24 protein-coding genes are annotated in these 26,350 nt (G+C 46.2%); 6 read left to right on the top strand and 18 right to left on the bottom strand.

Annotation, left to right across the window (positions count from 1 at the left end):
* The first annotated feature begins 443 nt into the window (after positions 1–443).
* Together FOE74_RS16145 and FOE74_RS16140 are read left to right on the top strand one after the other, a co-directional pair.
* On the top strand, positions 444–2,375 hold the full coding sequence (locus FOE74_RS16145) for a glycoside hydrolase family 2 protein (protein ID WP_149099676.1): 1,932 nt from the start codon (positions 444–446) through the stop codon (positions 2,373–2,375).
* 150 nt (positions 2,376–2,525) lie between these two features.
* Positions 2,526–3,293 carry an MBL fold metallo-hydrolase gene (locus tag FOE74_RS16140; protein WP_149099675.1) on the top strand — a complete coding sequence of 256 codons (768 nt, stop codon included), beginning with the start codon at positions 2,526–2,528 and terminating at the stop codon, positions 3,291–3,293.
* Between the two features lie 121 nt (positions 3,294–3,414).
* Here the strand turns inward: FOE74_RS16140 and FOE74_RS16135 are convergent, their stop codons facing one another.
* The gene (locus FOE74_RS16135) at positions 3,415–3,792 is read right to left on the bottom strand and encodes a hypothetical protein (protein ID WP_149099674.1); all 378 of its coding nucleotides are present in this window, start codon (positions 3,790–3,792) and stop codon (positions 3,415–3,417) included.
* A 160-nt stretch (positions 3,793–3,952) separates the two neighbouring features.
* A complete protein-coding gene (locus FOE74_RS16130; RefSeq protein ID WP_149099673.1) occupies positions 3,953–4,294 on the bottom strand; it encodes a hypothetical protein in 342 nt (113 codons plus the stop codon).
* A 175-nt stretch (positions 4,295–4,469) separates the two neighbouring features.
* On the opposite strand from FOE74_RS16130, the gene FOE74_RS16125 reads away from it, so the two are divergent.
* The 3 genes from FOE74_RS16125 to FOE74_RS16115 all read left to right on the top strand — a co-directional run bounded on the left by FOE74_RS16125 (position 4,470) and on the right by FOE74_RS16115 (position 8,861).
* Positions 4,470–5,654, top strand: coding sequence for a transglutaminase domain-containing protein (locus tag FOE74_RS16125; protein WP_149099672.1), 1,185 nt, complete (start codon positions 4,470–4,472; stop codon positions 5,652–5,654).
* A 138-nt stretch (positions 5,655–5,792) separates the two neighbouring features.
* Positions 5,793–8,261, top strand: a complete 2,469-nt coding sequence (locus tag FOE74_RS16120) for a prolyl oligopeptidase family serine peptidase (RefSeq protein WP_149099671.1) — start codon at positions 5,793–5,795, stop codon at positions 8,259–8,261.
* Between the two features lie 159 nt (positions 8,262–8,420).
* On the top strand, positions 8,421–8,861 hold the full coding sequence (locus FOE74_RS16115) for a hypothetical protein (RefSeq protein ID WP_149099670.1): 441 nt from the start codon (positions 8,421–8,423) through the stop codon (positions 8,859–8,861).
* A 92-nt stretch (positions 8,862–8,953) separates the two neighbouring features.
* Here the strand turns inward: FOE74_RS16115 and FOE74_RS16110 are convergent, their stop codons facing one another.
* Positions 8,954–9,997, bottom strand: coding sequence for a flavin reductase family protein (locus FOE74_RS16110; protein ID WP_149099669.1), 1,044 nt, complete (start codon positions 9,995–9,997; stop codon positions 8,954–8,956).
* A 218-nt stretch (positions 9,998–10,215) separates the two neighbouring features.
* Entirely contained in the window at positions 10,216–12,702 is a 2,487-nt protein-coding gene (locus FOE74_RS16105) for a TonB-dependent receptor domain-containing protein (protein WP_188686936.1), read from the bottom strand.
* A 383-nt stretch (positions 12,703–13,085) separates the two neighbouring features.
* Here FOE74_RS16105 and msrA point away from each other — a divergent pair, with 383 nt between their 5' ends.
* Positions 13,086–13,778 carry a peptide-methionine (S)-S-oxide reductase MsrA gene (msrA, locus tag FOE74_RS16100; RefSeq protein WP_149099667.1) on the top strand — a complete coding sequence of 231 codons (693 nt, stop codon included), beginning with the start codon at positions 13,086–13,088 and terminating at the stop codon, positions 13,776–13,778.
* Between the two features lie 371 nt (positions 13,779–14,149).
* Here msrA and FOE74_RS16095 read toward each other — a convergent pair whose 3' ends face one another.
* The 14 genes from FOE74_RS16095 to FOE74_RS16020 all read right to left on the bottom strand — a co-directional run bounded on the left by FOE74_RS16095 (position 14,150) and on the right by FOE74_RS16020 (position 26,208).
* Positions 14,150–14,488, bottom strand: a complete 339-nt coding sequence (locus FOE74_RS16095; RefSeq protein ID WP_149099666.1) for a peptide-methionine (R)-S-oxide reductase — start codon at positions 14,486–14,488, stop codon at positions 14,150–14,152.
* Positions 14,481–14,924 carry an AAA family ATPase gene (locus FOE74_RS16090; protein ID WP_149099665.1) on the bottom strand — a complete coding sequence of 148 codons (444 nt, stop codon included), beginning with the start codon at positions 14,922–14,924 and terminating at the stop codon, positions 14,481–14,483. Before FOE74_RS16090 ends, FOE74_RS16095 begins: the two co-directional genes overlap by 8 nt.
* Before the next feature lie 27 nt (positions 14,925–14,951).
* A complete protein-coding gene (locus FOE74_RS16085; RefSeq protein ID WP_149099664.1) occupies positions 14,952–15,335 on the bottom strand; it encodes a methionine-R-sulfoxide reductase in 384 nt (127 codons plus the stop codon).
* A gap of 674 nt (positions 15,336–16,009) precedes the next feature.
* Positions 16,010–16,867 carry an HAEPLYID family protein gene (locus FOE74_RS16080; protein ID WP_149099663.1) on the bottom strand — a complete coding sequence of 286 codons (858 nt, stop codon included), beginning with the start codon at positions 16,865–16,867 and terminating at the stop codon, positions 16,010–16,012.
* Positions 16,868–17,313: 446 nt separating this feature from the next.
* Positions 17,314–18,039 carry a hypothetical protein gene (locus FOE74_RS16075; protein WP_149099662.1) on the bottom strand — a complete coding sequence of 242 codons (726 nt, stop codon included), beginning with the start codon at positions 18,037–18,039 and terminating at the stop codon, positions 17,314–17,316.
* Positions 18,040–18,090: 51 nt separating this feature from the next.
* The gene (locus FOE74_RS16070; protein ID WP_149099661.1) at positions 18,091–18,630 is read right to left on the bottom strand and encodes a GNAT family N-acetyltransferase; all 540 of its coding nucleotides are present in this window, start codon (positions 18,628–18,630) and stop codon (positions 18,091–18,093) included.
* 93 nt (positions 18,631–18,723) lie between these two features.
* On the bottom strand, positions 18,724–19,233 hold the full coding sequence (locus tag FOE74_RS16065; protein WP_149099660.1) for a DUF2004 domain-containing protein: 510 nt from the start codon (positions 19,231–19,233) through the stop codon (positions 18,724–18,726).
* Positions 19,234–19,302: 69 nt separating this feature from the next.
* On the bottom strand, positions 19,303–20,610 hold the full coding sequence (locus FOE74_RS16060) for a TlpA family protein disulfide reductase (protein ID WP_192576626.1): 1,308 nt from the start codon (positions 20,608–20,610) through the stop codon (positions 19,303–19,305).
* Positions 20,611–20,786: 176 nt separating this feature from the next.
* The gene (locus FOE74_RS16055) at positions 20,787–21,260 is read right to left on the bottom strand and encodes a hypothetical protein (RefSeq protein WP_149099658.1); all 474 of its coding nucleotides are present in this window, start codon (positions 21,258–21,260) and stop codon (positions 20,787–20,789) included.
* A 541-nt stretch (positions 21,261–21,801) separates the two neighbouring features.
* Positions 21,802–22,974 carry a hypothetical protein gene (locus FOE74_RS16045; protein ID WP_149099656.1) on the bottom strand — a complete coding sequence of 391 codons (1,173 nt, stop codon included), beginning with the start codon at positions 22,972–22,974 and terminating at the stop codon, positions 21,802–21,804.
* 294 nt (positions 22,975–23,268) lie between these two features.
* On the bottom strand, positions 23,269–23,595 hold the full coding sequence (locus FOE74_RS16040; RefSeq protein ID WP_149099655.1) for a hypothetical protein: 327 nt from the start codon (positions 23,593–23,595) through the stop codon (positions 23,269–23,271).
* Positions 23,596–24,262: 667 nt separating this feature from the next.
* Entirely contained in the window at positions 24,263–24,691 is a 429-nt protein-coding gene (locus tag FOE74_RS16030) for a DUF7674 family protein (protein WP_149099653.1), read from the bottom strand.
* 91 nt (positions 24,692–24,782) lie between these two features.
* Complete coding sequence (locus FOE74_RS16025; protein WP_149099652.1) at positions 24,783–25,430, bottom strand: hypothetical protein; 648 nt, start codon at positions 25,428–25,430, stop codon at positions 24,783–24,785.
* A 103-nt stretch (positions 25,431–25,533) separates the two neighbouring features.
* Positions 25,534–26,208 carry a hypothetical protein gene (locus FOE74_RS16020; RefSeq protein ID WP_149099651.1) on the bottom strand — a complete coding sequence of 225 codons (675 nt, stop codon included), beginning with the start codon at positions 26,206–26,208 and terminating at the stop codon, positions 25,534–25,536.
* Positions 26,209–26,350: the final 142 nt, after the last annotated feature.

The raw sequence follows: 26,350 nt of genomic DNA, 5'->3' as shown, positions 1-26,350 counted from the left end.
TTCAATAAATTTTGCCTAAAGGAGGTAATTCCCCAAGCCACCTGGTGCTGAACACCTTGGAAGGAATCTATTCTTTACTTTTCACCCGTTCCCCAGAGGCAACGGAGCAGCCAGGTGTCAACTCCGGCAGCTCCTTCCCTGAGGCAAAGGTTTAGGAAGAATCTCTCTGGTTCTGAAACCATAACCCGAATTTTTGGTGCTTCAGAAACCCATATCCGGCAAGTATTCAAATTATCCTAAGAAAAGAAGCACTAAAACTTATTTCCATAAGAATGAGACAATTACATAATTTTCAACTTTAGATTGAACCAAAAATATCAAATTCCCATTTTAGCGGTTCATTCCCGGAAACGCTCTCATTTCGGTGCCCGGTAACCTTCCAGGAAAAAAACAACGTAAAGACAAGATCAGGAAAAGACTTTCCCATACCTATTGACATTGCTATGATCTCTAAACACCCTAACCTCAGCGCCACTGAGAGTTTTGAAGAATCAAAAATCGCTCAGAATATTGAGGAGCCCGAAGAGGTAAAAGCCCACCTGGACACTGACTCATCCTTTATCGCCGACAACCCTCTGCCCCGGGTAGTCCTGAGGCCTAACAACTACTCACTGCTGGACGGCGAATGGAAGTTCTCCTTAGATGAGGAAGACCGAGGCTTGCGCGAAGGCTGGTACCTGGGCCACAAATATGACCACACCGCCAACTGGCCGGGCTCCGTGGAAGAGCACATGGCCAAAACCAAGGGAGAGGTGCAAACTCCGGCCTGGCAAGACAAACTGGTGGCTTGGTATGAGCGGGAGTTCACCCGGCCAGAAAAACTGGAAAGCGGCGGAAAACGGATTTACCAGATCACCTTTGGGGCTTGTGGCTATGAGACCAGGGTTTGGTTAAACGGAAGACTTCTGACCGATGTGGAAGGCGGAGAAGTGCATTACGGCGAATACAACTCCTTCTCCTTTGAGATAAACGAAGACCACTTGCTGCCGGTGAACTGGCTCACGGTGCGCATCTCCCACAGCATGGACGCTGAGGTACCCCGGGGCAAGCAGGAATCGCACGTGTACAAACGCGGTGGTATCTGGTACCAGACCTACGCGGGCGCCGTGCGCAGCGTTTGGCTGGAAACCGTGGAGCGGAACCGGCTGCGTTCCCGCGTGGGCGTGCAAAGCCTGATTGAAGACTCCCTGGTGCGGTTCAGCTTCACCACCCGAATCCAGGACCCGGGGCAGTACACCCTGCGGCTGAACATCTTTGAACGGGACGCCGAGGAGAATGATGCTCCTATTTCCACGTCAGATTACCCGCTCAGGTTAGAGGCCGGGCAAAAACAGCAATATGTGGTGATAGAGGTGCCCAATGCGCTGCTTTGGAGCCCAGAAGACCCGCACCTGTACAAATTCGAGGCGCAGCTGATCGATTCAACCGGGTATTCCGCTGAGATTGCCGGACACTTCGGCCTGCGCAAGATTGAGGCCCGCGGCCGCCATATCTACCTCAACAACGAGGAAATCTATTTGGACGGCATCTTGTACCAACCCGGTACGGCCACCTATGATGAGATGCGCCGCCACATGTACGCCATGAAGGATCTGGGCTGTAACCTGGTGCGCGTGCATATTGCGGGCATCGACCCCCGTATTTATAACCTGGCAGATGAGATAGGCTTGCTCCTGTGGGTTGAGGTGCCCAGCCCCCACTCCTCTACCAGACGCAGCCGGGAAAACCACCGCCGCGAGTTGCTCCGGATGCTGGCCCTTATTGAGACCAATCCTTCGGTGATCATCTGGAGCCTTTACAACGAGGACTGGGGCGCCCAGGACATCGCCACCAACCCAGAGACCCGGAACTACATCATGGAGATTTTCCATTTGATGAAGATCAGGTACCCGCAGTTCCTGGTGGTGGACAATGACGGTTGGCAGCACATTTCCTATGAAGGCAAGCTCAAGTCTGATTTGCTTACCGCCCACCTGTACACCCCAGAACTACCCAGATGGATAGAGCTGCTGGATAAGCTGACCGCCGGGGAAATGGAGGGCGTGGCCGTGTTGCCACTGGTCATTGGTGACCAGTATTTCTATCGCGGCCAGACCCCGTTGATCGTGAGCGAATGGGGGGGCTTCGGGTTCTCTGACTATGGCGGGCCCAAAAGTGCCGAGGAACGCACGAACCAGATTCTGGCCTTCAAGCAGGAGCTGCGCAAAAGGAACATCGCGGGGGATGTCTACACGCAGGCCACCAATATTGAGGACGAGAAAAACGGCCTTATTGATTTCCACACCGGGGAACTAAGCGTGCCAGCCGGCTTGCTCAGTACCCGCAGCCTCCCAGAGAGCACAACAGACAAAAAGAGGAGAAAAAAAGCCAAATAGGCCAAAACTTCCACTCATTCAAGCAGCCCGTTTTCCGGGGTGATTTAGTAAAATCGCCCCGGAAGACGGGCTGCTTCTTTATTGGACGGCAAAGGGTTAAACATTGGCTGGTTTATTCGGTATACTTGTCAGGACCAAACTTTTTCACAGATGAAGATAAAACACTACGTGCTGGCTTTGTTTTGCCTGGCCACCCTGGCTGCCAATGCCCAAAACCTTCCCGCCCCAGACCGAATCAAAACCAATCAAGGGGATCTGGTGGTACAGCCCGTGACCCATGGCTCTTTGGTGCTGCAATGGAATGGCAAAACCGTTTGGGTGGATCCCTATGGCGGTGCCACCTTGTATACAGGCCTAGCTAAACCAGACCTGATCCTGATCACAGACATCCACGGTGACCACCTGGATCTGAAGACCCTGCAGGCCTTGCCTGTCTCCGGTGCCATCCTTGTGGCCCCGCAAGCCGTGGTAGACCAGCTACCGGATCCTATGAAGGCCAAAGCCGTGGTATTGGCCAACGGAGCTAAAACCACCCAACAAGGGCTTGAGATAGCGGCCGTACCCATGTACAACCTACCCGAGACTGCTGACTCCCGGCACCCCAAAGGCCGGGGAAACGGCTACGTGGTGCGGTTGGGCAACAAGAACGTGTACCTGTCCGGCGACACCGAAGACATACCTGAGATGCGGGCGCTCAAGAACATTGATGTAGCCTTTGTCTGCATGAACCTTCCTTACACCATGGACGTGGACCAGGCCGCCTCTGCCGTACTGGCTTTCAAACCAAAAATGGTGTACCCCTACCATTACCGGGGCCAGAACGGACTTAGTGACGTCAATGCCTTTAAAACCAAAGTAGAAGCCGGGAAACAGCCCATTGAGGTCCGGTTGCGGCAGTGGTATCCCAAAGCCAACTGATACCACGTTTTTCCTACCATAAAGGCACCTGGTGATTTCCAGCGCCTTTTGAAGAAACAGCCCAAAAACAAAAAGCCGGTTCCCCTTTCCAAGGAACCGGCTTTTTGTTTGAGTTGGCAGATTATAAACGGTTATAATCCGCTTCCTCTGAGTTGGTGGTATCACTGTCTAAGGGCTGATCATTCATCCGGAGGCCATTGGCAGAGCCATCCATGGCGTCGTAGCTGCCTTCAAACTCAAATCCGGGCCCTTGGGTGTCTGACTCCTTGCTGTTCGGGTCATTGGCCCCGTAGCCGGTTACCTCGTTCCCGCCAATGTGCAGGTTCTCTAATTTGTCTTTCTGGTCATTCCGCTCCGTGTCCCCATTCGGGCCAATGTTACGTTTAGCCGAGGGATCAGGATGATTGCCAGGAGCGTTGCGCTGATGGTAGTCATCGTTGATGTTGTTCGCCCGGTTGTCATCTTCTTTATCGTCTTTGAAAATATCTAGAATACCCATGGTCAAGTTCCTTTAGTTATAGCCTTGTGTACGCAGAGAAACCCAAGGGGTTGGTGCCTAGGGTCTTTGAAGGAGGTCCCAGAGTTAGACCATAAAAAAAAGCGGAAGAACCATTTAGGATTGGTTCTTCCGCTTTTTTTATTTCTTAGGCCGGAAAGGGCTACTTCTTTTTGCCTTTCTTTTTCTGGCCATTGTTGCCATTACCGTTGTCCTTCCCGTTGCCATTGTTCTTGTACATCTTCTTCTGCTGGCCGGGGGCATAGGCGCGGGCAGACTGGTCACCATTTACCTTCTTGGCCTGGCCTGGAGGCAACCCTTTGGTAGAGGAGGTTCTGCTGCCTGGGTAAAAGATCTCAGGGAATGATTCTGAGGTGCGTTGGCTTTTAGAGGTGCGGGTGCCCGAGGGATAGCGTGAGCTGCTGGTATCTCTGGAACTGGAGCAGGAGGCGGCACTCACCAGGAAAACGAGCAACACCACCAATTGTACAATCTGTTTTTTCATGATTCTAGCTTCTAAGGAAAACAACTGTCAAAGAAGCTGCAAGTATAAAGCCAAAAATAAAGGCAAAATCCTCTTTCGACCTGTCTTTCTAAACTAAGCTTGAAACGTTCTACAGCCAGAGGATGTTCTTTGGAAACAAACACCTTGATATTCTTCTTTTTAAGGGACTTTCTGAATGCCCAGACTTCTTTCACTTTTTTTCCTTTTCTGTGTCTGTTTACAGGCGGTGGGGCAGGAATCAGCTGCCGCCCCCGGGGCGGGCACCCTCCTTTCGCCCGCTATTCCGGCAGCCCAAGCCAAAACGACGGCCGGCATTGCCGCTTACCTGAACAGCCACTTCCAGACCCCACAGCAAAAAATACAGGCGCTTTATGGTTGGCTGGCCGCTAACATAACCTATGACGTGCAGGCCCTTGCTTCCATGCCCCGGTATTATGAAAAGCAGGCCCTCATCACCCAGACCCTGGCCACCAGGAAAGCCCTTTGCCAAGGCTACGCCGAGGTGTTCCAGGAGGTGTGCGCCAGGATGGGAATCCCGGCTTATCTGGTCACTGGATTTGTGGTGCCCAAGGGTACCTCTACCCAAGTGGGGCATGCCTGGGGAGCGGCCCAGATAGAAGGGCAGTGGTATCTGTTTGACCCCACCTGGGGCGCCGGTTATATGGAAGAAGGAGCGTTTGTGTCCCGTCCCAACACCAGGTACTTTATGGTGGCGCCTGCCACCATGATCCAGACCCATATCCCGTTTGATCCTCTGTGGCAATTCTCCCAGAGGCCGCTTTCCTATCAGGAATTCCTCTCGGCCAAGGCCGGTGTGGCCCGGCCCACCGCGGTTCGCCCCTCTCCGGTCTTTTCTTTCCGTGATTCGCTGGCCGCCTATGAGGCTTCTTCGCACAGAAAGCGGTTGGAGGGGACCATCAGAAGAATCTCTGCCCACAAGGTGATTCCGCCGGTGGTATTGGACCATTTGAACCTCACCAGGAAAAACCTGGCCATCAACAAACAGAACGAGACCGTTGACCTGTACAATGAAGCAGCCAGGGCTTTCAACACAGGCATGGACCAGTTGAACGAGTTCATCAGGTACCGCAACAACCGGTTTTTACCCGTTACCTCAGACCAGGAGCTGAAACAGATGACCCGGCAATGCGCTTCTTCTTTCCTGCAAACCAAGCGGCTGCTCCAACAGGTGAAGCCCACGGATAACACCGATCTCTTCCTGACCACGCAGCACATGAAAGCCCAGGTAGAAAAGGCCCTGTTGTTGGTGGAGAAGCAAGAGGTGTTTCTGGCCCGATATTTCAAAACTCCTCCTAAAGAGCGCCCTGCCCTGTTCTTCCGGCCAAGCCGGCCAGAATAACCTCCTTTTCAGGATTACGCTTTTCGCTTTAGGTTGCCGGCCTGGTGGTTTTGGGTTCGTTTTTAGGAAACTAGTCCTATTCTATCTTAGAAGATGTGTATATTAGCTTCTATATCTTGATCCCACAACTACACAAACATGCTACAACAGATCATTTCCAGCCGCAGCCGGTTGTCTGTCTGGCTCTTGGCCCTCTCGTTGGCAGGGCCGGGCGCTATGGCCCAGGGCACCAAAGACCTTAACCTCCCCTACCAGCGTCCCGCTGAATCCATTGCCAAACTGATTGAGGCACCCGCCACTCCTTCCGTCTTGTTTGATTCCAAGGGCGAATGGATGCTGCTCATGGAGCGTGCGGGATACCCTTCCATTGAGGAAGTGGCGGCGCCCGAGGCCCGGATTGGAGGGTTGCGCATCAACCCGGCAGTGAACGGCAGCAGCCGGGGGTCTTCTTTCAATAACCTCAAATTCAAAAAGGTAAACGGCGGCCAGGAGTTCACGGTGCAAGGGTTACCCGCAAACCCCAAAATCACAGATGTGACCTGGTCACCAGATGAAAAACAAGTGGCGTTCCTGAACACCGTGACCAACGGCATTGAACTCTGGGTCATGGGGGTGAATGATAAAACGGCCCGAAAACTGACCACGGCTACGGTCAATGATGCCTGGGGCAACGCCTTCAGTTGGGCACCCGATGGCCAGAGCCTGCTGGTGAAAGTGGTAAACTCGTCCAGAGGCGAGGCTCCCAAAACCAACACTACGCCGGTAGGGCCTATCATTCAGGAGAACCTGGGCCGCACCGCCCCTTCCCGCACCTACCAGGATCTACTCAGGAACAGACAAGACGAGGCCCTTTTTGACTATTACCTCACCAGCCAGTTGGTGCAGGTTTCCTTAGACGGGAAGCAGACGAACGTAGGTGCCCAAGGCATTATCCGATCGTTCAGCGTGTCACCAGACGGTCAGTATGTACTGGTGAGCACCACCAAACGGCCTTACTCTTACCTGGTACCCTCTAGCCAGTTCCCTTACACGGTGCAAGTGTGGGACCGGTCTGGTAAACTGGTGCAGCAAATCGCAGACATCCCGTTGGGGGAAAATATTCCGGTAGGTTTCAACGCCGTAGCCACGGGTCCACGGCAAGTAGCTTGGCGGGCCGACCAACCGGCCACCTTGTTCTGGGTAGAAGCCCAGGACGGCGGGGATGATAAGAAAGAGGTTCCTATCCGGGATGTGGTCTACACCCAGGCGGCTCCTTTCACGACCAAACCAGTGGCCCTGGTGGGCACCAAGCTTCGGTTCAGTGGCATTACCTGGGGTTCCAATGACCTGGCCCTGGTGACCGAACGGTGGTGGAGAACCCGCCAGGAGCGGAGGCTGCGGGTAAAGCCAAGCCAACCCGGGGCAGAACCAGTGGTGTTGGTAGAACGCTCCTATGAAGACCTGTACACCGACCCCGGATATCCGGTAATGACCAAGAACCAGTTCGGCCGCAGCGTGCTCATGACAGATAAAAGCGGGCAAAACCTATACATGATCAGTGAAGGAGGCTCGCCGCAGGGCAACCGCCCGTACCTGAGCAAGTTCAACCTGGCCACCAAGAAGGCAGATATCCTCTGGCGGTCTGAGGCACCTTATTATGAGCTTCCCATTGACGTGATCAACCCAGAGAAAGGCCAGTTCATCACCCGTCGCGAATCTGAGAATGATCCGCCTAACTACTTCCTGCGCCAGGTGGGTTCCAAGAAACTGACCGCCCTGACCAAGTTCCAGCACCCGTCGCCTGAGCTACAGGGCATTGGCAAGCAGTTACTGACCTATAAGCGCAATGACGGCGTTACGCTGACTGCCACCTTGTACACGCCCAAAGGCTATAAGAAAGAACAAGGGCGTTTACCGGTGCTCATGTGGGCTTACCCACGGGAGTTCAAAGACGCGGCCACTGCCGGACAGGTAAAAACCTCCCCGTATGAATTCACGCGCATCAACTACGGTTCCCCCCTGTTCTGGGTCACCAGAGGATACGCCGTGCTGGACCGCACAGATTTCCCTATTGTGGGCGAAGGCGATGCCGAACCCAATGACACCTACGTGGAGCAGCTGGTGGCTAGTGCCAAAGCCGCCATTGACGAGGTAACCAAAATGGGCGTGGCAGACCCTTCCCGGGTAGCCGTAGGAGGCCATTCTTACGGGGCGTTTATGACCGCTAACCTGCTGGCGCATTCAGATCTGTTCGCCGCCGGTATTGCCCGCAGCGGAGCCTACAACCGCACCCTGACGCCGTTCGGGTTCCAGGCAGAGGAGCGAACCTTCTGGCAAGCCCCGGAGGTGTACGCGAAGATGTCTCCGTTCAACTACGCGCATAAAATCAAGACCCCGCTCCTCCTCATCCACGGCGAGGCCGACAACAACTCCGGTACCTTCCCTATTCAGAGTGAACGTTTCTACAATGCATTGAAAGGCCACGGCGCTACTACCAGGCTGGTGTTTTTGCCCGCTGAAAGCCACGGCTACGGAGCCAAGGAGTCCGTGATGCACATGCTGTGGGAGATGGACCAATGGCTGGAGAAATACGTCAAAAACAAACCCCAGCCGCAATCCAAGCTTTAAGCAAAACCATTTTTCAGAACTGTTGTTTTCCAGATAATCGCCTAAGGATTCTTAGGCGATTTTTTCTTTCAGGAAGAAAAAAGCATTTTTACCGAAGACAAAACCGCTTGCCCTGAGACTAGAGCTAAACAGGCTGGAAGGGGGAAATAGACCAACAACATGACGAAGACGGAACTAAAGAAACCCAACGGAGATGTGTTTCTCATAGCAGAACGTGCAGCCGACAATGCTTACATCCATGCCCAATGGATTGGTATCCAAACCTTGGATACCGTGAAGCAAGGGGGAAGCTTTTATATCAAGATGCTGGAAGAGCAGCCTTGCCCGCGCCTGTTGAACAACCACAAAGAATTGATTGGCCCCTGGGAAGTAGCCAACGACTGGATTGTGAGTTTCTGGACCCCCAGGGTAATGGAGCTGGGCTTGCATTACATGAGCCAGGTGTTGGCTCCAGGAATCTACGGAAAAATGTCCTTCCACCAGCTCCACCAGCACATAGGCGATAAATTCCAGATCAAGATGTTTGAGGAAGTAAACCCAGCCCTGGAATGGCTGCTTGCAGTGGACAACCCTACCCCACCCTTGCTCCAAACAAAATAACCATTCTTAATCAGGCTGTCTCCAGGGGCAGCCTTTTTCATGGCTGGTTTCAAAGGTTTTTCTTAAAAATAGCCCAAAAACCAATTAAAGCCTTATTTGATTTCCAACACTACCTCTCCCCCCACCGGGTGCCCTACGCACGTCAGGACGAGGCCTTGATCCAGGTCTTTCTGCGTCAGGACCTCATTATAAGACATCCATACTTCCCCTTCCAGGCAGCGGGCCACGCAATTTCCGCACCTCCCCGCCTCGCAGCTGTAGGGCAGAAAGATGCCGGCTTTACGGGCAGCCAGAAGAATGTTATCTGGGTACTGCGGCACTATCTGCCGGGTTACTCCCTGGTACAGAAGAGAGACCAGGTGCGGCAAGGTGTCTGGAGGAGCGATTCTCGCCGGTACTTTGGTGGTGCTGAACGTTTCCTGCCTGAGGTTGTCAGCAGGGATGCCCGCCGCCCGTAAGCCATACCGGCACAACCTACGGTAGTTCTCCGGCCCACAAACATAACATACTATTTTCCCTAAGGGCGCTATGGCATTTTCCTTGACTATTCGCTTGAGAAGGTCCTGGTGCAACCTGGCCTGGTCTAGCCTGGGGGAATTACTGAATAGAAAAAGGATCTTCAGCCGGTCAGGGAAATCACTTTCCAGTTGCAGCAACTCCCGGTAAAATAAGGTGCTATGTTGGTCATGGTTGCTGTACACCAATACGACGGCCACGGAAGGGTGCGCGTAAAGAACCGTCTTCAACAGCGAAAAGATAGGCGTAATGCCACTACCGGCGGCCCAGAAGAACACCTGTTGCACATGGTCCATTTCCTGAGGAAGCACAAATAACCCTGCTGCCCCCGCCGTAAGCACCTGCTCTCCCTCCCGGGCCTCATCAACTAATCTGCGCGAGAAAATGCCGTTGGGGATCCGCTTCACCCCTATGGTCAATGGTTCTCCAAGAATGGGGCTAGAGGTAATAGAGTACGACCGCCGCACCTCTCCCTGCGCGGTGGGTGCCACCAGCGTCAGGTACTGCCCCGGCAGATAGGAGATAGAATGCGCCTCTCCTCCACCAAAGACAAAGGTTTTCACCCCCGGTACTTCTTCCTTGATCTGGGAAATGGTGAGGGGCAGATACGGTACACTCATGCAGTTTTCTAAAGATTACCTCCCTATTTACGGCAACCCCAGTTAGGCAGGATGCACTTCTAACCGCGTCTAAGTTCTTTCTCAAGAATTAACTTTCTGAACCATTAAAAAGATAAGGTCACAGGAGGAAGCTTCCTTGCTATCTAAGGAGGCTTCTTCCTGTGACCCTGTACATGAATCAAATATTACTGAAGCTTATCTGACGAATGGTGCACAACTTAACCGTTGGTATCCCCGTCAGACTTGGCGTCATCATTGTTGATCTTCTTTTTGCGGCGGGGCTGGCTTTTAACGGCCGTGATTTTCCCAAACTTATAGTTCGCGCTGACTTTCACCTGGCGGTTATACAAATACATGGTGTTGACCTGCTCTGCCACAGGGGTTTTAAAGGAGCTTTTCTGCTTCAGGGTGCCAGAGAAGAAATTTTCCACACCTACCGTTAAGCTGCCGTTTTTCTGTAAAATATCTTTTTTCACTGCCAGGGAATAGAGCGCCAAAGCAGATGTCTTGCCCTGGAGCGTGACCCGCCGCGAATTGAACTGCCCAAACACCTGGGCACTGATTCCTTTGTTGAAACCATAGGAAGCATTCATGTTGGCCTGGTACATCATACTGGCGTTGGAGGCGTTCAAAAGGGAAGTCTGGCTTTCCAGGTCCACATAAAACACATTCACGTTCCCGCTGAGGTTCCCCTTCTCCAGGAACTTAGTGTTTCCAAAAAGGCTGGCCCCATAACTGGCGTTCCTGCCAATGTTCCCGAACCGGGTATAGTTCACGCCTTCACTGGTGGGTAAGATAAAAGCTTCAATGGCGTTATTGGTTTGCCGCCAGAAAATGGTGGCATTGACAGAGGTTCCCTTCTTGGAAAAGGTGCTGTACCCCACTTCATAGGCATGGGTGATTTCGGCACTCAGGTTGGGGTTCCCCACCTGGATGTTGAAGGTATCAATGCGGTTCTCAAAGGGATTCAGGTAGCCCAGCTGCGGACGCTGAATGCGTTTGGTGTAGTTGAACTTCAGGGTTTGGTTCTCCTTCAGGGACCTGGAGATAGCCAGGCTGGGGATAAAGTTCCCATAGCTCTGCTGCACCGTACTTTTGGAGGAAATGAAATCGCCCTCTACCTGGGTATGTTCATACCGGGAACCCAGCTTCAGGTTATATTTCTTATTCAGGCTGAATTCATAAGAGGCATAGGCCGCCCCTACATTCTGATCATACGCAAAAACATCTGACCTGCCGGGAACCTCTTTAAAAGGAGAAGCTGCGGGATTGGCCACTAAAAACCGGAAGTCGCTTTCTGCCGACCGGAGAATGGCTTTGGCTCCCATTTCAAGCAGGTGCTTGTTCTTGAAAGGGTGGCTGTAGTCAATCTGAAGGGTTTTCTCCTCATTGTAAGCATCATTCAGGTTTTGTTCTTTTCCTGCCAGCAGTTGTTCCTGATTGAGAATATCTGCGAAATGGTAGTTCTCCCGGTTGCTACGGCTAACTAGGCCTAAAACACTGATTTCCTGGCCCGGTTTAGCTAGTTGCTTGGTAAAGTCCAGGTTGACGTCAAAGTTGAGGTTGTCAAACTCGCTGCGGTTCCGTCTGGTGTTACGGGCGGTCACCGCCTCGCCCAGGTACTGCGTAGACGTCAGAAGGTTGCTGTACGCGAATTCGCCGCTTTGCATTCTTATGCCGGCCGCCAGGCTGCTCTTCTTGGACAGTTCATAGTCTACCCCCACCTGCAGCAGTTGGAACTCACCTTCCCGTTTCCCTTTCATGGCCTGCCGTAAGCGGTCAATCCCTGGAATGCCTTGGTAGATAGTTTCACGGTTGCTTTCCATAGGGTTGTTGCGCCAGCTTTGCCCGAAGGACGTATTCACCCCCACTTTCCCTTTCCGGTAATTCACGGTCCCGTTCACGGCACTGATGCGGTTTCCATAAGAACCCGTCACATTCCCGTTAAGGCCCTGCAAACTGTTTTTCTTGGTGATGATGTTGATGATACCCGCCGTGCCCTCCGCATCATATTTAGCCGATGGGCTGGTGATGACTTCCACGCTCTTGATCAAATCAGCCGGAATCTGCTGCAGCGCGTCAGAAACGTTGGTGGCCATGATGGCCGATGGTTTGTTGTTGATCAGGACCCGTAAATTGGAACTGCCCCGCAAGGCTACGTTCCCTTCTAAATCAACCGTTAAGCCCGGTACTTTTTTCAGGACATCGGTGGCGGTGCCACCGGTATTGGTGAGGTCTTTCTCAGCATTGTAGACCAGGCGGTCTACTTTGTCTTCTACCAATAGCTTGTCGCCCACCACCGCTACTTCATCTAAAGCTTTGGTTCCCCCTTTCAGCGCCACTACCCCAATATTGACTTCTTCCTTAGGGCCCAGGGTAACAGGGTCTACCACTTTGGTTTCATAGCCCAGGAAACTGACCGAAACCTGATAAGAGCCGGCGGCTACTTTACCCAAGGAGAATCTTCCTTTGTCATCAGACACCGTTCCATCCACGGTTTTGCCTGAGGCTTTGTCTACGAGAGAGATGGTGGCGAATTCTATGGGCTTTTTACCGCCCTCCTCTAATACCACCCCGCTTATTTTCCCATTTCCCTTAGGAATGGCTTGAGAGGCAGCAGGAACAGGCCTGTCCTGAGGGGTCTGTCCAAAAGTAGAGGGCACAGCTAACATTCCGGCCAGCGCCAAGAGTATCAAATTTTTCATATCTATGAGGTTAGAAGTTAATGAATCACTTTTCATCATAAGAAACCTGCTTTCTCCCGGGCCCCGGTGCAGGAATGGGCGACCATGACTCAGAGAATCAGACCGCAATAGCTTAGCGATGAGACAAGGTTAGCCAGCCTGCCGGTTACCTGAAACAAAATGTGACGAAACCCTGGCAAATTGGGACGGATTCCTTACCGCCTCGGTATCTGGCTCTGTTTCTACTATAAAGGTGGGGTAGTAAGCCTAATGATTGGGATGATAGAGGAGCACCTGGCACTGGAAGCGCCGCGGGAAGCAGCCCACCGGTTTGGGTCTGTCAGGCGCTTTGGCAAAAAGGGGTTGTGCTTCCACGAGTTTCTTCCGTTTCCGTACAAGAGACCATGAAACCCTTACCAGAAACCAAGATACCCGCCATGGATCAGGTCCTCTACCCTAACCTGCAAACCGCCACCTTGGCCATGGGTTGCTTCTGGGGCGCGGAAGCTTATTTTGGGGCTGTGGGGGGCGTGGTGAGAACCCGGGTAGGCTTTGCCGGAGGAACCACAGAAAACCCCACCTATAGAACCCTGGCTGATCATATAGAAGTTGTTCAGCTGGAATTTAACCCGAAGGAGGTGACGTATGGTCAGCTACTGGAAAGGTTCTTCAACCAGCACACGCCTACCAAAGAACCCCGCAAGCGACAATACACATCGGCTATTTTCTTCCATAACCCGGAGCAGGAGGAAGTGGCGCGGCAGGTGATAAAAGAGGCCGAAGGACGGCTTCAGGAGAAACTAAAAACCGAGATGCATTCTTACAAGGCATTTTACCTGGCGGAGGAGCGGCACCAGAAATGGAAGCTGCGGCGGGTGCCCGAAGTCCTGCAGGAATTGCAGAAAATATACCCAGATCCGGAGGCCTTTAACAACTCCCCGGCTGTGGCTCGGGTGAATGGCTATGTGGCGGGTATCGGGGAGAAGGAACGGTTCATGGAGGAGATGGGCAGCCTGGGTCTCTCCTACCCGGTTCAACAAGTGTTACTGGCCCATTTTTTAGCCCAGGAACTGGGCGGCTTCTCGTTCAAGCTATAGCTTTTGTGGCCTCCTGATTTGGTGCTCCTTTTCCAAAAACACGCTTTTTTCCCAAACTTCTTGGTTGAGGCGCTAGGCAAGTGGAGGAGTTACGATGCGGGTTTAAAGGAAGTAAGAAAATACCTTCTTCCCTTAAGGTGATAGAACAAAATCTAACCCGCTTCCGCTTTGGAAGGGAATCAACCCATTCAAGGGCTTTCCTCCCCCTGCATTTTTGTTGAGCAAGCTGGAGGGAATAGTAGGCTCAGGGGCTGGTTATTCCCTTTTAAGGTAGGTTACCTAGCTCAGAACCCAATGCTTATTTAAGCCCCGTTTTTCAAAAACTGACTATAAAAAAGGTTTGTATCTCCTGGCAAATCCAGGTAAAGAAATCAGGTTGATGAATCTGGGGAAGGAGGTGCCGGGTAGCCAAGGGAATCTGAGTTGATGCAGTACCGGACCTGGCTGGGGGTTCTGGGGTCTGGGAAAAGGTGCCCCAGGTGCAGGCCGCATCCCTGACAAAGCAGTTGGATGCGGTCCCGCCCGTAGGTGAGCAAGCGGGTTTTCCGCACATTTTCTTTAAAATGCGCCCAAAAACTGGGGAAGCCGGTTTTGGAATCAAACTTCTGACTGGAGGAGAACAAAGGAAGACGGCAACGGCTACAGGTATAAAAGCCTTTCGGTTGGCGCCCTGCGTTCTGTTCCCAGTCTATTTTGCGGTTCTCAAACATTGCTATCCTCCTTCTTCCATTCTTCCACCCAAAAACCATTCCCCTGAATGCGTACGCTGAACAGACGGTCAAACCCTTCCGCAAAAGAGGGCGGTTCCAGCTTTTTACGCACGTCATACAGCGCTATGTCCTTCACCTTGTCTCGCCCTTCCCTTGCACGGTTGCGTTCCAAAGCCTCCTGCAAGGAGGTCTGGAAGAAGTACCCGATGACCTGGAACCGGTGCTCTTTGAACCTGGTCAGGTACTTCTCCCGGTCCTCAACCCGCGGGTTGGTGTTATCTACCACCACCCGGGTATTGGTTTGCAGGCAAAGGCTGAAAAATTGGCGCTCCCGGTTTCTGGTCCTGAGCAGATCCAGGCTGAGGCGAACGTGCGAGTTGAAGAAGTTCCGCTGGTAAAACGTGGACTTCCCTGAGGCTGGCAAGCCGATGAACATGATGCCCTCCACTCAGTAGGCGCTACCTTACTTCTCCTGGGCAGGCACAAACTCCATGGAGATGGAATTCACGCAATGGCGGGTATTCTTAGCCGTGAACCTTTCACCCAGGAACACGTGCCCTAAGTGGCCGCCGCAGTTGGAGCAGACAATCTCGGTCCGGCTCCCGTCTGCATCTGGCACCCGGGTAACGGCACCGGCAATCTCGTCATCAAAGGAAGGCCAGCCGCAGTGTGACTCAAACTTGTCTTCTGACCGGTACAAAGGTGCGTTGCAGCGGCGACAGATATAAGTACCGGGTTCTTTGACCGTGTACAGCTTACCGGTGAAAGGCCGTTCCGTGCCTTTGTGCAGGATCACATACTCTTCTTCGGGGGTAAGCGCGTTATATTTCTTTTCTTGGTTTTCCATGATGGTATAAGTTTAAGGCAATTCATAAGACCAGAGTAACGTTTCTGGTGCACTTGAAGGTAACGTAGCAAAGGTAAGGAGAATTCCCCTACGGCTTTTTCCGGTGTTTTTGCAAAAGCAGTCCTGAAGCCCCAAAAAATGGTTCTCAGATTAGCTAGATCAGTAAGGATCACCTTGGTGCCTCTACCACAAAAAGGGCCTTACCAGCTTTAACAAAAAGAACGGCGAACTACCAATACTTGAGTTACCAACGGCACAGACGGCTCAACGGAAGCACTGGTTGTTGCCCGAGGCAATGCTAATGCAACTGGTTGGGGTATGTTTTTTTTGATACCAATTGGGGCATAGGTTTCTTCCCCGCATGCTAGAAGTTTACCAAATCTACCTTTACTTCCCATTTCTTAATCACCCAGGTCAAAAATTAGAACAATATTACTTGAAGTTGTTTTAGCTAGTTCTTTTCTGTTCTGTATCCATCTATTTTACCTTTTAAATGATTTATGAACTCTTCCAAATTTGTCCTTTGAAGAGAGTGCAACGATTCTCTGGTGTAAAAGCGGTTTGCTGAAAAGGGCATACTCGTTTACTAGCACATTGCTTGTTAAGAACAAAAAAGTTACGAATCACCTTGTCTCTTCAATGTTTTCAACCCCTGTTAAAAGTCTATATTTATATTACTTATGGTGGCCTGGCTCCCATATTAGTCTGACAAAAGAACTCAGTCTTTCATTTTCTCTGCTAACTGGAATTCCTGCTACTATTCCTATTAATAAATTATCTTCAATACCAAGTCGCATTTGGGGCCTTAGGACCATATCAAAGTCACCGTTCTCCAAGGTTTTGTTTAATTCAACTCCTATGAAGTTCCTCGTACCAGTTATCATGTAATGGAAATTGGTGTTGATGCCATAAGTTGTGTGAATACTCTTGGTTCGAAAATTCTGTTCTATCATGGGGCCGGTATAAATCAGGCAATGAAAGTTGTTTCCCCAGCGCTTGGCAACTACCAAAAACGGATTATAAATATTCCCTGTAAAAAAAGAATCTCCGAGCCTTTCAAAGTCTGAAAGTTCAAATTCATTGATATACCCAAGGGCCATGGAGGTGGCTATTGGCTCCTTCACCAGAAAGGACCATTGGGCTGCTACTTTTATGCTGTTCAATTGATTAGAGGGAATAGATTCTCTTGGAATACTTTTTAAAGGCGAATAAAATGTGAAGGGCAGTTCAACTTCCAATCCCAAACGATCAATAGGAGCCCATTCATACTCAATCAAGGCTTCATAAGAATCATAATCTAACCTATCTGTTAACCCAAATCCCAAGTTCCATTCTTTCTCCCCCTTTCTTACGCCCAAGTCTCTGATCAAGTCGATATATATGGGTTCTGCATGCAATACCTTGGCTGGTTCTTTACGGCCCTCCACTTCTTGAATGTAAAGACTGTCTATTTTTGCGTCATTGGTTTGGGCATAGGTGTACATAGAAGAAACCATTAGTAATGGCAGCACCAAAATATATTTGATGTTCATAACTAATTTATTTTTGTAGCTGGAAACCTTCTCTGATTTTTATGGAGGGATGGAGAAAAAACTAAACTAAAAACGAATCAAAGGTTAGGTGGCGGAGAGGTAAGTGAGGAATACCACGTTGTCAATCAAACTTATACTTAGCTTGTCCCTTCTTACTTATGTAAGTAAGCCTTTTAGATTGGGAGGGTCAACTTAGGATAATACGATAAGATGTATGATAGGATTTCAATTTTAATACAGTCCTCTGTGTCTTATGTCAAAAGATAATCTCAAATTCAAGCACTTATCTGAAAATGATTTAGACCTAACCTTCTTGATCATAACTTGAAATGAATTAGGTATTCAGGTAAGTGCGCAGCAGTAGTGTCTGAAGTATCAACGGCCTTGTGCACGAGGCGTGCTAAGCCTTGGGCCGTAGCATGGCTTATGCCCTTTATTAGCAACTGTTATTTATATTTCAGTTTAAGGTAATATTCTTCTGAAGGCTCTTTCGGGTAAAAATTGTCCTTCAATTTACCTGCTTTGATTACTAAATCACCCTGCTTATTCCACAAACATTCTTTTGGATTAAACAATAATTGGTCTAGTTCCAGGATTTTTACTAGCTCAATTGGGTCAAAGGAGTCACTTTGGTCTTTCTTTATTCTCCAAATTTGTAATCCTACAGGCTCCCCTTCCAAGCCGTATGGTCTCAAACAGAAAAAATACTGACCATCCTTTGTAAATTGTGGTTCATTCCAAACAGGGGTTTTTGTGCCTTTATTTGAAATCAGGTTGTATTCATTGTGCTCATAATGTTGGGTCACTAGAAGGTGCCTATCTATTTTTTTGTAATAGCCTCCATATTGGAAAGTTATATCTGCTTCCTCATTGTCGGGGAAAGTCTTGTCAAGGAAAACCAAAAATGAGTCTCTGCGTGTATATCCCTGGATTAGCAAAATAATCTTTCCGCTAGACTTCTTAATTAAAGCAGTATCTACAAAAGAACCATTGTTGCTTTCTTTCTGTGCTTGTCTGAAATGCTTTTCATCTACTTCTGTGATGGAGAAGATATTATTGCTATCGGTTTTTGCCTCTGTTGGAGCACCTTGAGGTGAGGTAACGGGTTCCCTACTGTTCTGTTCGCAAGCAACCGTTAAGAGAGACAGTAAAAGGGTTATAAGATATTTCATTAATTATAAATGTGGCTAACGACCTAGCCTAAACGGTGGCATAGCTAACGTTTAGCCTAGGCCGTTGGGCAAAGGTTTCCATTTAGATTTTAATAAGGAGTAAACTACAGAATCCAAGATTTCATTTTTCATTTTATAATGTTCTTTTAATATACCTTCTCGGGTAAATCCCAGGTTTTCAATAATTTTAATAGAGGGTAAATTTGACGGACTGATAAAAGCTTCAATTCTGTTCAACTTCATAATCTTAAACCCATAATTAATAACACATTTGAGTGCTTCAGACATAAACCCCCTCCCTTGAAAATTAACATTTAAAAAATAACCTACTTCTGCTCTTTCATGTTCCTCGTACCAATTATGAAAGCCACAACTTCCAATAATTTTTTGAGAGTCCTTCTCTATCAACTCCCATTTAAGCCATTTCATTTCAAGATTGTTCAATCGCTTATTGCTTCTTATCAATTCTGCATGAAGTTGTTCTACAGATTCTAACCCCAAAAATTTTACCTGTTCTTTTATAGGCAGATTCAGTAGCTCCTTTTGGACCTGTTTTGTTCGCTCCCTAAAAATTAGTCTTTCTGTTTCCATTCTTTTGATTCATGTACTTGGTTGAACGGCGCCAGTAGCCGTCGGCCGAAGCTGCCGTTTAGGTTTTGTTAGTAGTAGTCTTTATTTAACTATTTAACTTTCCCAGGTTATATGATCAAGGTCATCTTTTACATCTGTTTTTACAACTAGAAGCTGATTGCAAGGTTCTCCGTCAATTTCAATTGAGTAATCAAAAACGCCAAAATAATCCGCATCATATTTCCCATCAGGGTAAAGGCCAACTCTTATTAACCTTAACTTATCAAGAAGCTGTTTTTCTTTAGGATAATTATCGTTATCAATGTTAATGATACTGGAAAGTTCTTCTTGGCCTAACTCATCAAGGTAAAAGTTTATGTAATCAAAAGCTTCTCCCTCTTCTTTAAAGTCATTTGAGATAAGTGATTTGTTTTGTTCGTCGAACTTAGGAATGCTCTCAAGAAAGTTTTTTAAAACCTGAAAGGTATTCTCATCAATAAACTTTTTCTCAAAATTTATGTCAATACTAATTTTACTATTGTCTAAAATCGTGTGGACCTTATAGTACTCTTTTAAGGTTGAGATATCTATACTTTCAAAAAATGGTAGTTGATGATTGTTCATTTATTTAAATTTTCAATATGCTCTATATATTTTTTAAAAATGATAGCTACGATTAAGCTAAAAAGGGTTTTAATGTTTTTTAGGTGTTGTTTGTGGCTGTACTTCTGATTTCACTTTTCCTGAGAGTATTTCCTTGACATGGTCTAAATCCCGCCCACGCGAAAGTATTTTACCGTCTGGGCCTATCAAAATGGTTGTGGGGAAGGTGGTTACCTTCAACCGTTCCACTATGTTGTTTTCTCTTGCGCCTTCATCTTGAAATATATTGACCCAGTCAATTCTATTTTTCACTAAAAACTTCCTTACTTTCTCCTCCTCTTTTTCATAGGCTATACCTATCAGAACAAAATCGCCGTCCTTATACGTATTGTTCAGCTCCCTTAGCTTCGGCATTGCCGCGATGCAGGGGCCGCACCATGTGCCCCAAAAATCAAGTAGAACATGTTTTCCCCGGAGTGTCTCCATGTCTAGCACCTTGCCGTCAGTAGTGGACGCAGAGTACTTCGGGAAGTAAAAGCCTTCTGTGATTCCTTCAGCCCTGCTGCTATACCCTAGTTCCTCAAGCTTTACTTCCTCTCCTGACATAGAGACAGAGGAAACTCGGTACCGGTAGCCGTCAATGTTTACCGTGTCACTTAACTTATAAGCAATTTCCCCTTCCTTCGCGCCCTTGAAAGCTAGTTGTGCCGGTGCGAAAAAAAAGCTGCTGTTACCTGCATTAAAAGTGGCTGTAGTAAACCCATTGCTAACTGCTATTCTATAATCTTTGCCTCTCAGACGAACCGTTCCTTCACGGTGCTCCATTATTCCAATTTCCAAATAGAGGCTTTGCTCCAGGGTGTCCTCGGTGAAGAATTTAACTGTTTTAGAACCTTTATATGGGTTCAGGCTGACAGTGGTATTCTTACTGGTGATCTTCTGTCCATCGTAGTACTCGTATGCAATTTCAGTAGTAGGAAGTGACTCCAAGGCTTTTTTCTCCTCCTCGTTGGAAAGGTTGCCTTTGAAAGAGTGAATCCTGTCGTCGGTGAAGTCTTTGTTTTGGTTACCGTCTACTATTACAAGGAATTGCCTCTGTGAATCATAACCAAGCAAAATTGGGACCTGATGCTTAACAGCTTTATCCTTTGTCAGGAGGAGCGTGTCTATCCTATACTTTAAAATTAACTCCAGGAACTTCTCTTTTGGCAGCTCCCTCATGAGGTAACTCTTATATAATGTTTGTTCCGGCTGGAGGTCAAGTTCCCGTATCCTATATTGCTTTACTGTTACAGGCACCTTATATACCATTGGTTGCTCATCAAGTGGGAAAAGCATTTTTCTACCTGAATGGAATGGCCCAAACCCGTTCTTCACAGAAAGTTGAACGCTGGTCATACTTTGTGAAAAGCACTGAGAAAAAGCAGCATTTAATATAAAAGATAGAATAAAATATTTCATGTATCTAATAATATTATTTTCCCTTTTATAACCACCAACGTCTAGTATAAACGACGGGCGAGGCCGTCGGCCGAAGGCTGACGTTTATGCCTTGTTGGCAAATCGTTTTTTTATTAGCTGGCAATGCTGATGTTATTTTTTGAATTTTTTATTGAGTCTATAATCAAACCAACAGCTAATAGACCAAAGCTACTTGCGGGGAAACTGGAAACTGCTCCAAAAATCAACTGTCCGTCACTTCTAAAGTTAAATCTGCTTGCCCAGTAAATGTAGAATCCTAATGTATGGATTAGAAAATACTCTATTACTAATATTCCTGCTATCAATCCGTTCGTTGCTTCTTGAGTCCGTCCTTTTTTTAGAAAAATAGCCAAAGGTAAGCACACTAAGATTGCTAATGTAATGATTGTAGCTATACCTACATTTGAATAAGGTTCATTGTCGATTACCAATTTAAGCAGAGACTTTATAAATACCCCTGGAATAACAGATACAACTGGAACTATATAAGTTTTAGTCAACAGCAGACTTACTAAAGTAAATATCCCGCCTATGATTGTTCCGCTATACCTTTTATTGATTTTCATAATTTAAATGTTTGCCAACGTCTAGTATAAACGACGCGCAAGGCCGTCGGCCGAGGTGACATTTATACCTTGTTAGCTACTGTGATTTTTATCTTTTCTCATTTATGAACATTCCAATCCCATAAGTAAGGCGAAAACCAAATGCTAATGAGTCTGAGTCAAAATTTACAAATGAAACCTGTTCGTCCTGTTGAATTGAGAAAGTGCCAATCTTGTTTTCTTGTTTTAATAACTCAATTATGCAGTTGGCCTTATATCCTTTTTTTTTCAATATTGAGGTCATGTGTAAGAACCTCCTTTAGGTATTGAGTCTCTTCTTGCGTGAGTAAGATTGGATTACTTATAGTCGGGTATACAAGGTTGATGGAATCTGCTTCTTTTAATAAGGACAAATATTGCTTATGCTTCTGTCCACTTGAACAAGCACATACCACCAAAAGCACTACCAGCAAAACTTTATTTTTCATTGTTCTCATTGTAGCTAACGGACTCGTGTAAGCGGCGGTGGAGGCCGTCGGCCGACGCTGCCGTTTACACCTTGTTAGGCATAGTTTTTTATATCGAACTCCATCATACTCAAATATTCATCAAGATTCATTTCTCCCTTAGCCTTCTTTAATGCTACTTCGATAGAAATTGTAGCAGATGCAAGTATGTTTCGGTTGTCGTCTACAATACTTATTTTAGTTTTTAGGAAGTTGTCCCTCACAAATGTATCGTCGTAAATAGCGCATGAGAGTTGGTCTAAACACTGAGAAGCATGTATTAAAGAAGATTTCACGTCATGGTTTGGTTTCCCTTTGACATTGAGACAAAAAGTCTCGCTTAGTTCCTCGTTTGATACAAACTCAAACCCTACAATTTGCATGTTATGTATGATGTGCAGGAGTGAAGATTCAAATCTAACATTCGTATCTTTAGTGCCGCCCATTTCGGCAACTATTTCAACAATATAGTTTAAGTAAGTTAATACTTGTCCGAAACGGATTGTTCTATAAATGTCTTGAGTCCAATGAACGACTTTATAAAAATCGTTGAAGGATAAGGTAAGTGTTTGAATAGTGTTTCTTCCGTATTCAACCACTATGTTATTCTTGTTAATAGTAAAGGATTTGTGCGCTGCTATATTCCTCCACTGATTTGTTGAGATTGAAAAAAAAGGGTCTTCGAGGAAAAGAATTGAGTCGCTCTTTACCTGATTAGGAAAATCTCTGATTACTTTCCCGAAGTCAGAACCTGAATTGTTAGGGATAACACTAAACAATTTATAGTTAACAAGTTTGTCTAGTAATTTCAAGCGGGGTTTAAATACGCCCTCCAAAGTTTCGTCTATAACCTTGAAATAATAACTTATTTTGTCTCTTTCTGAAAATTCTTTTTCTTCTGGTTGCGTCAATACATTTGTCATCCATTTCATGTCCGTATTTGAAATTTCGTCAAAAGAGTCAGCTAGTACTTTAATGATTCGTTGTTTGTCGGAATTTATACAGTCCTTATAAATATTAAACGTCCACTCAAAAAGTGCGAAGTACTCAGGTTTAGTACAGAATCTTATATAATTAATAATTTCGGTTCTTAAAATCTCTTTATTTTTTTCAAAGATAGATTCATCTGAAAAGTACTTTAGTAGTTTTAATTTTATTAAAGCATTCCAATCTTCTACTGAAAAATCAGAAGGAAAATGTAAGTCCTCATATATTTTGTCTCGTTTCAAATCCTTTTAAAATTACGCCTAACGTCTAGTATAAACAACGGCGAAGGCCGTCGGCCGAGATGACGTTTATACTAGACGTTAGGTCTAGTTTTTTCTATGCAAATACCGCACGGCATTTTTCTGTTTTTGGCCTGCTTTTTCAAAATGAACAAGAAAACGGCTTGCCGTCCGCAATCAACTATTCCTCTTTCTACTTTTCCAGTCCGTCCGCTTTTGCCTTGATTTCTGAAAAACAGGTCGAAAACACATTATTCAAGTCGGGGTCATACGTTTTAAATGCTAATCAATTTTATTTTATAAAATTAAGAATGCTAATGTGCCAATAAAACAAGCTCCCAAAACTATTGTCGTACTTCTAATTGCTAGGTCTTTTAAACTTATCTCAGAATCTAGGAAGGCCCTATTTATTAATAAATTAACAAGCACTAGAACTCCTGCTCCAATTATTCCTAATAGTCCAAAAGCCAAGAACCTTTCTAAAAATGAAGTTATAGGTTCTAGAAGCAATTTTTGCTTGCCCTCTTTAGTTCCTAAGAATAAAGCAAAACTCAAAAAGCCCAATGTCCCTGACATCAAAAGTATCAAGAACCAATTGATTGCTGTTAGGAGTTTGAGAGCCATAAATTATATATACTGCTGATAAATTTTTCTGTAAGTCGAGAAGAACGGTTCTTCATGTTTAAAATTAGACCTAACGTCTAGTATAAACGACGGCGAAGGCCGTCGGCCGAGATGACGTTTATACAGTGTTAGCTCCAGTTGTTTTTTCCTTTTTTATATATTTTGAAGGTTCTTAATGAAAGTGAAAGCCTTTCCAGAAAGAGTGTCCTTGAACTGTTTCCCAGCCAATATCCCAGCCGTACAGAGGCAACTCAAGAGCAACAAAAACTAAGAAATATAGAACGTAAAATCTTAACATTGTTCTGTTAAGTTCTTTTCTTCTAAAATAAGTGGTAATCGCGCTGATTAAGATTGAAATGCCTAAAAGATAAAAGGTACATTGTCCGATGAATTTATCCAGTGAATTTTCGAATGTCGCTGTGACACTATTTTTGTACTTAGAATAATTTAAGACGATTTCGGGAAATTCTTTTAGTGTTATCCATTGTTCCGCTATCACATAGGCAAATATGAGACTAGCTGAAACTAGAAAAACAAGTACCCACTTTCTGCCCATTCATTTTATGATTTACAATTGGAGCTAACGTACTTGTGTAAGCGGCGGCGGAGGCCGTCGGCTGATGCTGGCGTTTACACGTTGTTAGCTGCTGTTTTTCTTTTTTTATGCTTAATGTTCACCTTCCCAGAACTGAATTATTTGTTCCCAAGCTTCTTTGGTTTTAGGTCGAAGCCAAATATCAAAATCTTTATGGTAATCAATATCCTTTTCTCCACTTGAAATATTCTGTATATCTTCAAGTAGTCCAACAACTAACAAATTTATTGTGTCAACATCTCCGTTTGCTAAAACAGTCTCGACAGAATCGAAAAAGGAGGTAAACCCATTAGTTTTTTTAGCTTTAGCTTTTTCAACGATATAGCGAGCAACTTCTCCAATATCTATATAATCATTTCTTTCTGTTGAGTAGTCGGCGTATTCCTTACTCTTGTAAATATCCCAGCGCTTCTTTAAATCGGGAATAGACGACGTAATCAATTCTATAGCTTTGTCCTTGTCAATAGAATTTGGCTTTTTATAGTATTCCCAATTTATCATAATTTTAAATTGCAGCTAACGTCTAGTATAAACAACGAGCAAGGCCGTCGGCCGTGGCTTGATGTTTATACCTTGTTATAGGGCGTTATTTTTACTTTTTTATAAACACAAATTCTTGTTGTTCATTCATTCCTGATGGATTCTTAAACACTAGGTCGCCGTTTCTTATTTCAACTCTTCTTTCTCTTAGCTTGTAAGTCTTCTTTGGGTTATAATCTTTAATTACTGTGATTTTATTATTAAATATATTCTCTACAGCGACTGTTGTTTCACTCCTTTTTGTCTTGAACTCGATAACTTCTACAGTATTCTTAGGTTGATTCTTCCTCCTTTTCTTTAGCTCAGTAAATTCAAACTTAACAATACCCTGAGTGTCGGTTCTTTTATAGAAGTTATCTTCATTTATTCCGACTTCTAAATCTGATAATGGGCTTCCTTTTTCATCAATGAATTTAATGACAACAAATTTTTGGCCTTCTACTGTTTGTCCCTCTACTTTACTTTTAGAATTTACAAACCCAACAGAATCAAATAAAATCAAGCTATTCTGACTAATCCTCCATTTTCCCGCCTCTTTTATTGTCCCATTGATTATAGCGGGTCTCAAGTAGGTAAATGAGGAATCTTGATTCAAGACAATGGAATATTTATGGCCATTCCTTTCGTGGATATATTCTCCTGTTTCAAATTGCAGGATGTTGAACCAGAAAGAAAGAAGTAAAACCAAGAGTAGCTTCATCAATTATTTTTATTTAATGCCCTATAACGTCTAGTGCATGAGGCGTGCAAGGCCGTCGGCCGAAGCATGGCTTATGCACAATGTTAGGCACTGGCTTTTTTCTTTATTCATTTATAATTACTGATACCCCCATTCCGTGAATAGAAAATGAAGGATAATCACTCAAGTCCGAATTAGGAATGTACTGTTTGTAATTCTCTTTTTCCAGTAAATGGAATTTCTCAATCCCATATCCCCTTGTGCTCTTGTTAAATTGATTCAAGAAGGGACCAACTCTTTTCTCTAACCATGAATCCATTAGGAACTCATTCAGCTGTTTATAACTAATGTTTTTCTTTCCGAACTGATTTTCATAACTCTTTGAAAGCTCTGTTGTCATGTCCTTGTAGAAAATCGGAGACTCGAAATGAAGGTAGCCGAGCTTATGTAAATTAAAATCTTGTTCAATCAGTGGTAAGCTTTCATTTATCTTGTCCAACGCCTTTGAAAATAAAATAGGGCTACGGTGAAATATCCTAAGCTGGACTGAGCTGTCTCTCACATGTTCTGTCATCCCGATTTTATAGTCGAGGGTATCTTTACCAGCTATCCAGAAATATGTAAATGACTTTGAGTAGAAGCCAATTTCGTACGACTTGTTTAGTTTATTTTCAATCTTAACTAATACTGTGTCTATCGGAATTTTCTCAGAATTAGACGCAATGGTGTCTTTACTCTGACTTGAGTTATTGCAAGACAGTAATACCAGAGATAATATTGAAATGATTATAAATTTCATTTTTTTAGCTTGTGCCTAACGGCCGCGGCTAAACGACGGCCAAGAGTTTTGCCTGGTTGTCTTTCAAAGTACCAACTCCGGCCGTAGAAAGCAAAGCGGCTGCACCTGAATACAACTTGGCTGACGTTTAGCTTGTGTTAGA

This window comes from Rufibacter glacialis (assembly GCF_008271745.1).
Lineage (GTDB): Bacteria > Bacteroidota > Bacteroidia > Cytophagales > Hymenobacteraceae > Nibribacter > Nibribacter glacialis.
The sequence above is the reverse complement of the archived record's forward strand: the minus strand, read 5'-3'. Positions and strand labels throughout refer to the sequence as shown.

Coding starts and splice junctions, on each gene's coding strand:
- FOE74_RS16145 (WP_149099676.1), top strand. CDS start 444: ATGATCTCTAAACACCCTAACCTCAGCGCCACTGAGAGTTTTGAAGAA.
- FOE74_RS16140 (WP_149099675.1), top strand. CDS start 2,526: ATGAAGATAAAACACTACGTGCTGGCTTTGTTTTGCCTGGCCACCCTG.
- FOE74_RS16135 (WP_149099674.1), bottom strand. CDS start 3,792: ATGGGTATTCTAGATATTTTCAAAGACGATAAAGAAGATGACAACCGG.
- FOE74_RS16130 (WP_149099673.1), bottom strand. CDS start 4,294: ATGAAAAAACAGATTGTACAATTGGTGGTGTTGCTCGTTTTCCTGGTG.
- FOE74_RS16125 (WP_149099672.1), top strand. CDS start 4,470: ATGCCCAGACTTCTTTCACTTTTTTTCCTTTTCTGTGTCTGTTTACAG.
- FOE74_RS16120 (WP_149099671.1), top strand. CDS start 5,793: ATGCTACAACAGATCATTTCCAGCCGCAGCCGGTTGTCTGTCTGGCTC.
- FOE74_RS16115 (WP_149099670.1), top strand. CDS start 8,421: ATGACGAAGACGGAACTAAAGAAACCCAACGGAGATGTGTTTCTCATA.
- FOE74_RS16110 (WP_149099669.1), bottom strand. CDS start 9,997: ATGAGTGTACCGTATCTGCCCCTCACCATTTCCCAGATCAAGGAAGAA.
- FOE74_RS16105 (WP_188686936.1), bottom strand. CDS start 12,702: ATGAAAAATTTGATACTCTTGGCGCTGGCCGGAATGTTAGCTGTGCCC.
- msrA (WP_149099667.1), top strand. CDS start 13,086: ATGAAACCCTTACCAGAAACCAAGATACCCGCCATGGATCAGGTCCTC.
- FOE74_RS16095 (WP_149099666.1), bottom strand. CDS start 14,488: ATGTTTGAGAACCGCAAAATAGACTGGGAACAGAACGCAGGGCGCCAA.
- FOE74_RS16090 (WP_149099665.1), bottom strand. CDS start 14,924: ATGTTCATCGGCTTGCCAGCCTCAGGGAAGTCCACGTTTTACCAGCGG.
- FOE74_RS16085 (WP_149099664.1), bottom strand. CDS start 15,335: ATGGAAAACCAAGAAAAGAAATATAACGCGCTTACCCCCGAAGAAGAG.
- FOE74_RS16080 (WP_149099663.1), bottom strand. CDS start 16,867: ATGAACATCAAATATATTTTGGTGCTGCCATTACTAATGGTTTCTTCT.
- FOE74_RS16075 (WP_149099662.1), bottom strand. CDS start 18,039: ATGAAATATCTTATAACCCTTTTACTGTCTCTCTTAACGGTTGCTTGC.
- FOE74_RS16070 (WP_149099661.1), bottom strand. CDS start 18,630: ATGGAAACAGAAAGACTAATTTTTAGGGAGCGAACAAAACAGGTCCAA.
- FOE74_RS16065 (WP_149099660.1), bottom strand. CDS start 19,233: ATGAACAATCATCAACTACCATTTTTTGAAAGTATAGATATCTCAACC.
- FOE74_RS16060 (WP_192576626.1), bottom strand. CDS start 20,610: ATGACCAGCGTTCAACTTTCTGTGAAGAACGGGTTTGGGCCATTCCAT.
- FOE74_RS16055 (WP_149099658.1), bottom strand. CDS start 21,260: ATGAAAATCAATAAAAGGTATAGCGGAACAATCATAGGCGGGATATTT.
- FOE74_RS16040 (WP_149099655.1), bottom strand. CDS start 23,595: ATGGCTCTCAAACTCCTAACAGCAATCAATTGGTTCTTGATACTTTTG.
- FOE74_RS16030 (WP_149099653.1), bottom strand. CDS start 24,691: ATGATAAATTGGGAATACTATAAAAAGCCAAATTCTATTGACAAGGAC.
- FOE74_RS16025 (WP_149099652.1), bottom strand. CDS start 25,430: ATGAAGCTACTCTTGGTTTTACTTCTTTCTTTCTGGTTCAACATCCTG.
- FOE74_RS16020 (WP_149099651.1), bottom strand. CDS start 26,208: ATGAAATTTATAATCATTTCAATATTATCTCTGGTATTACTGTCTTGC.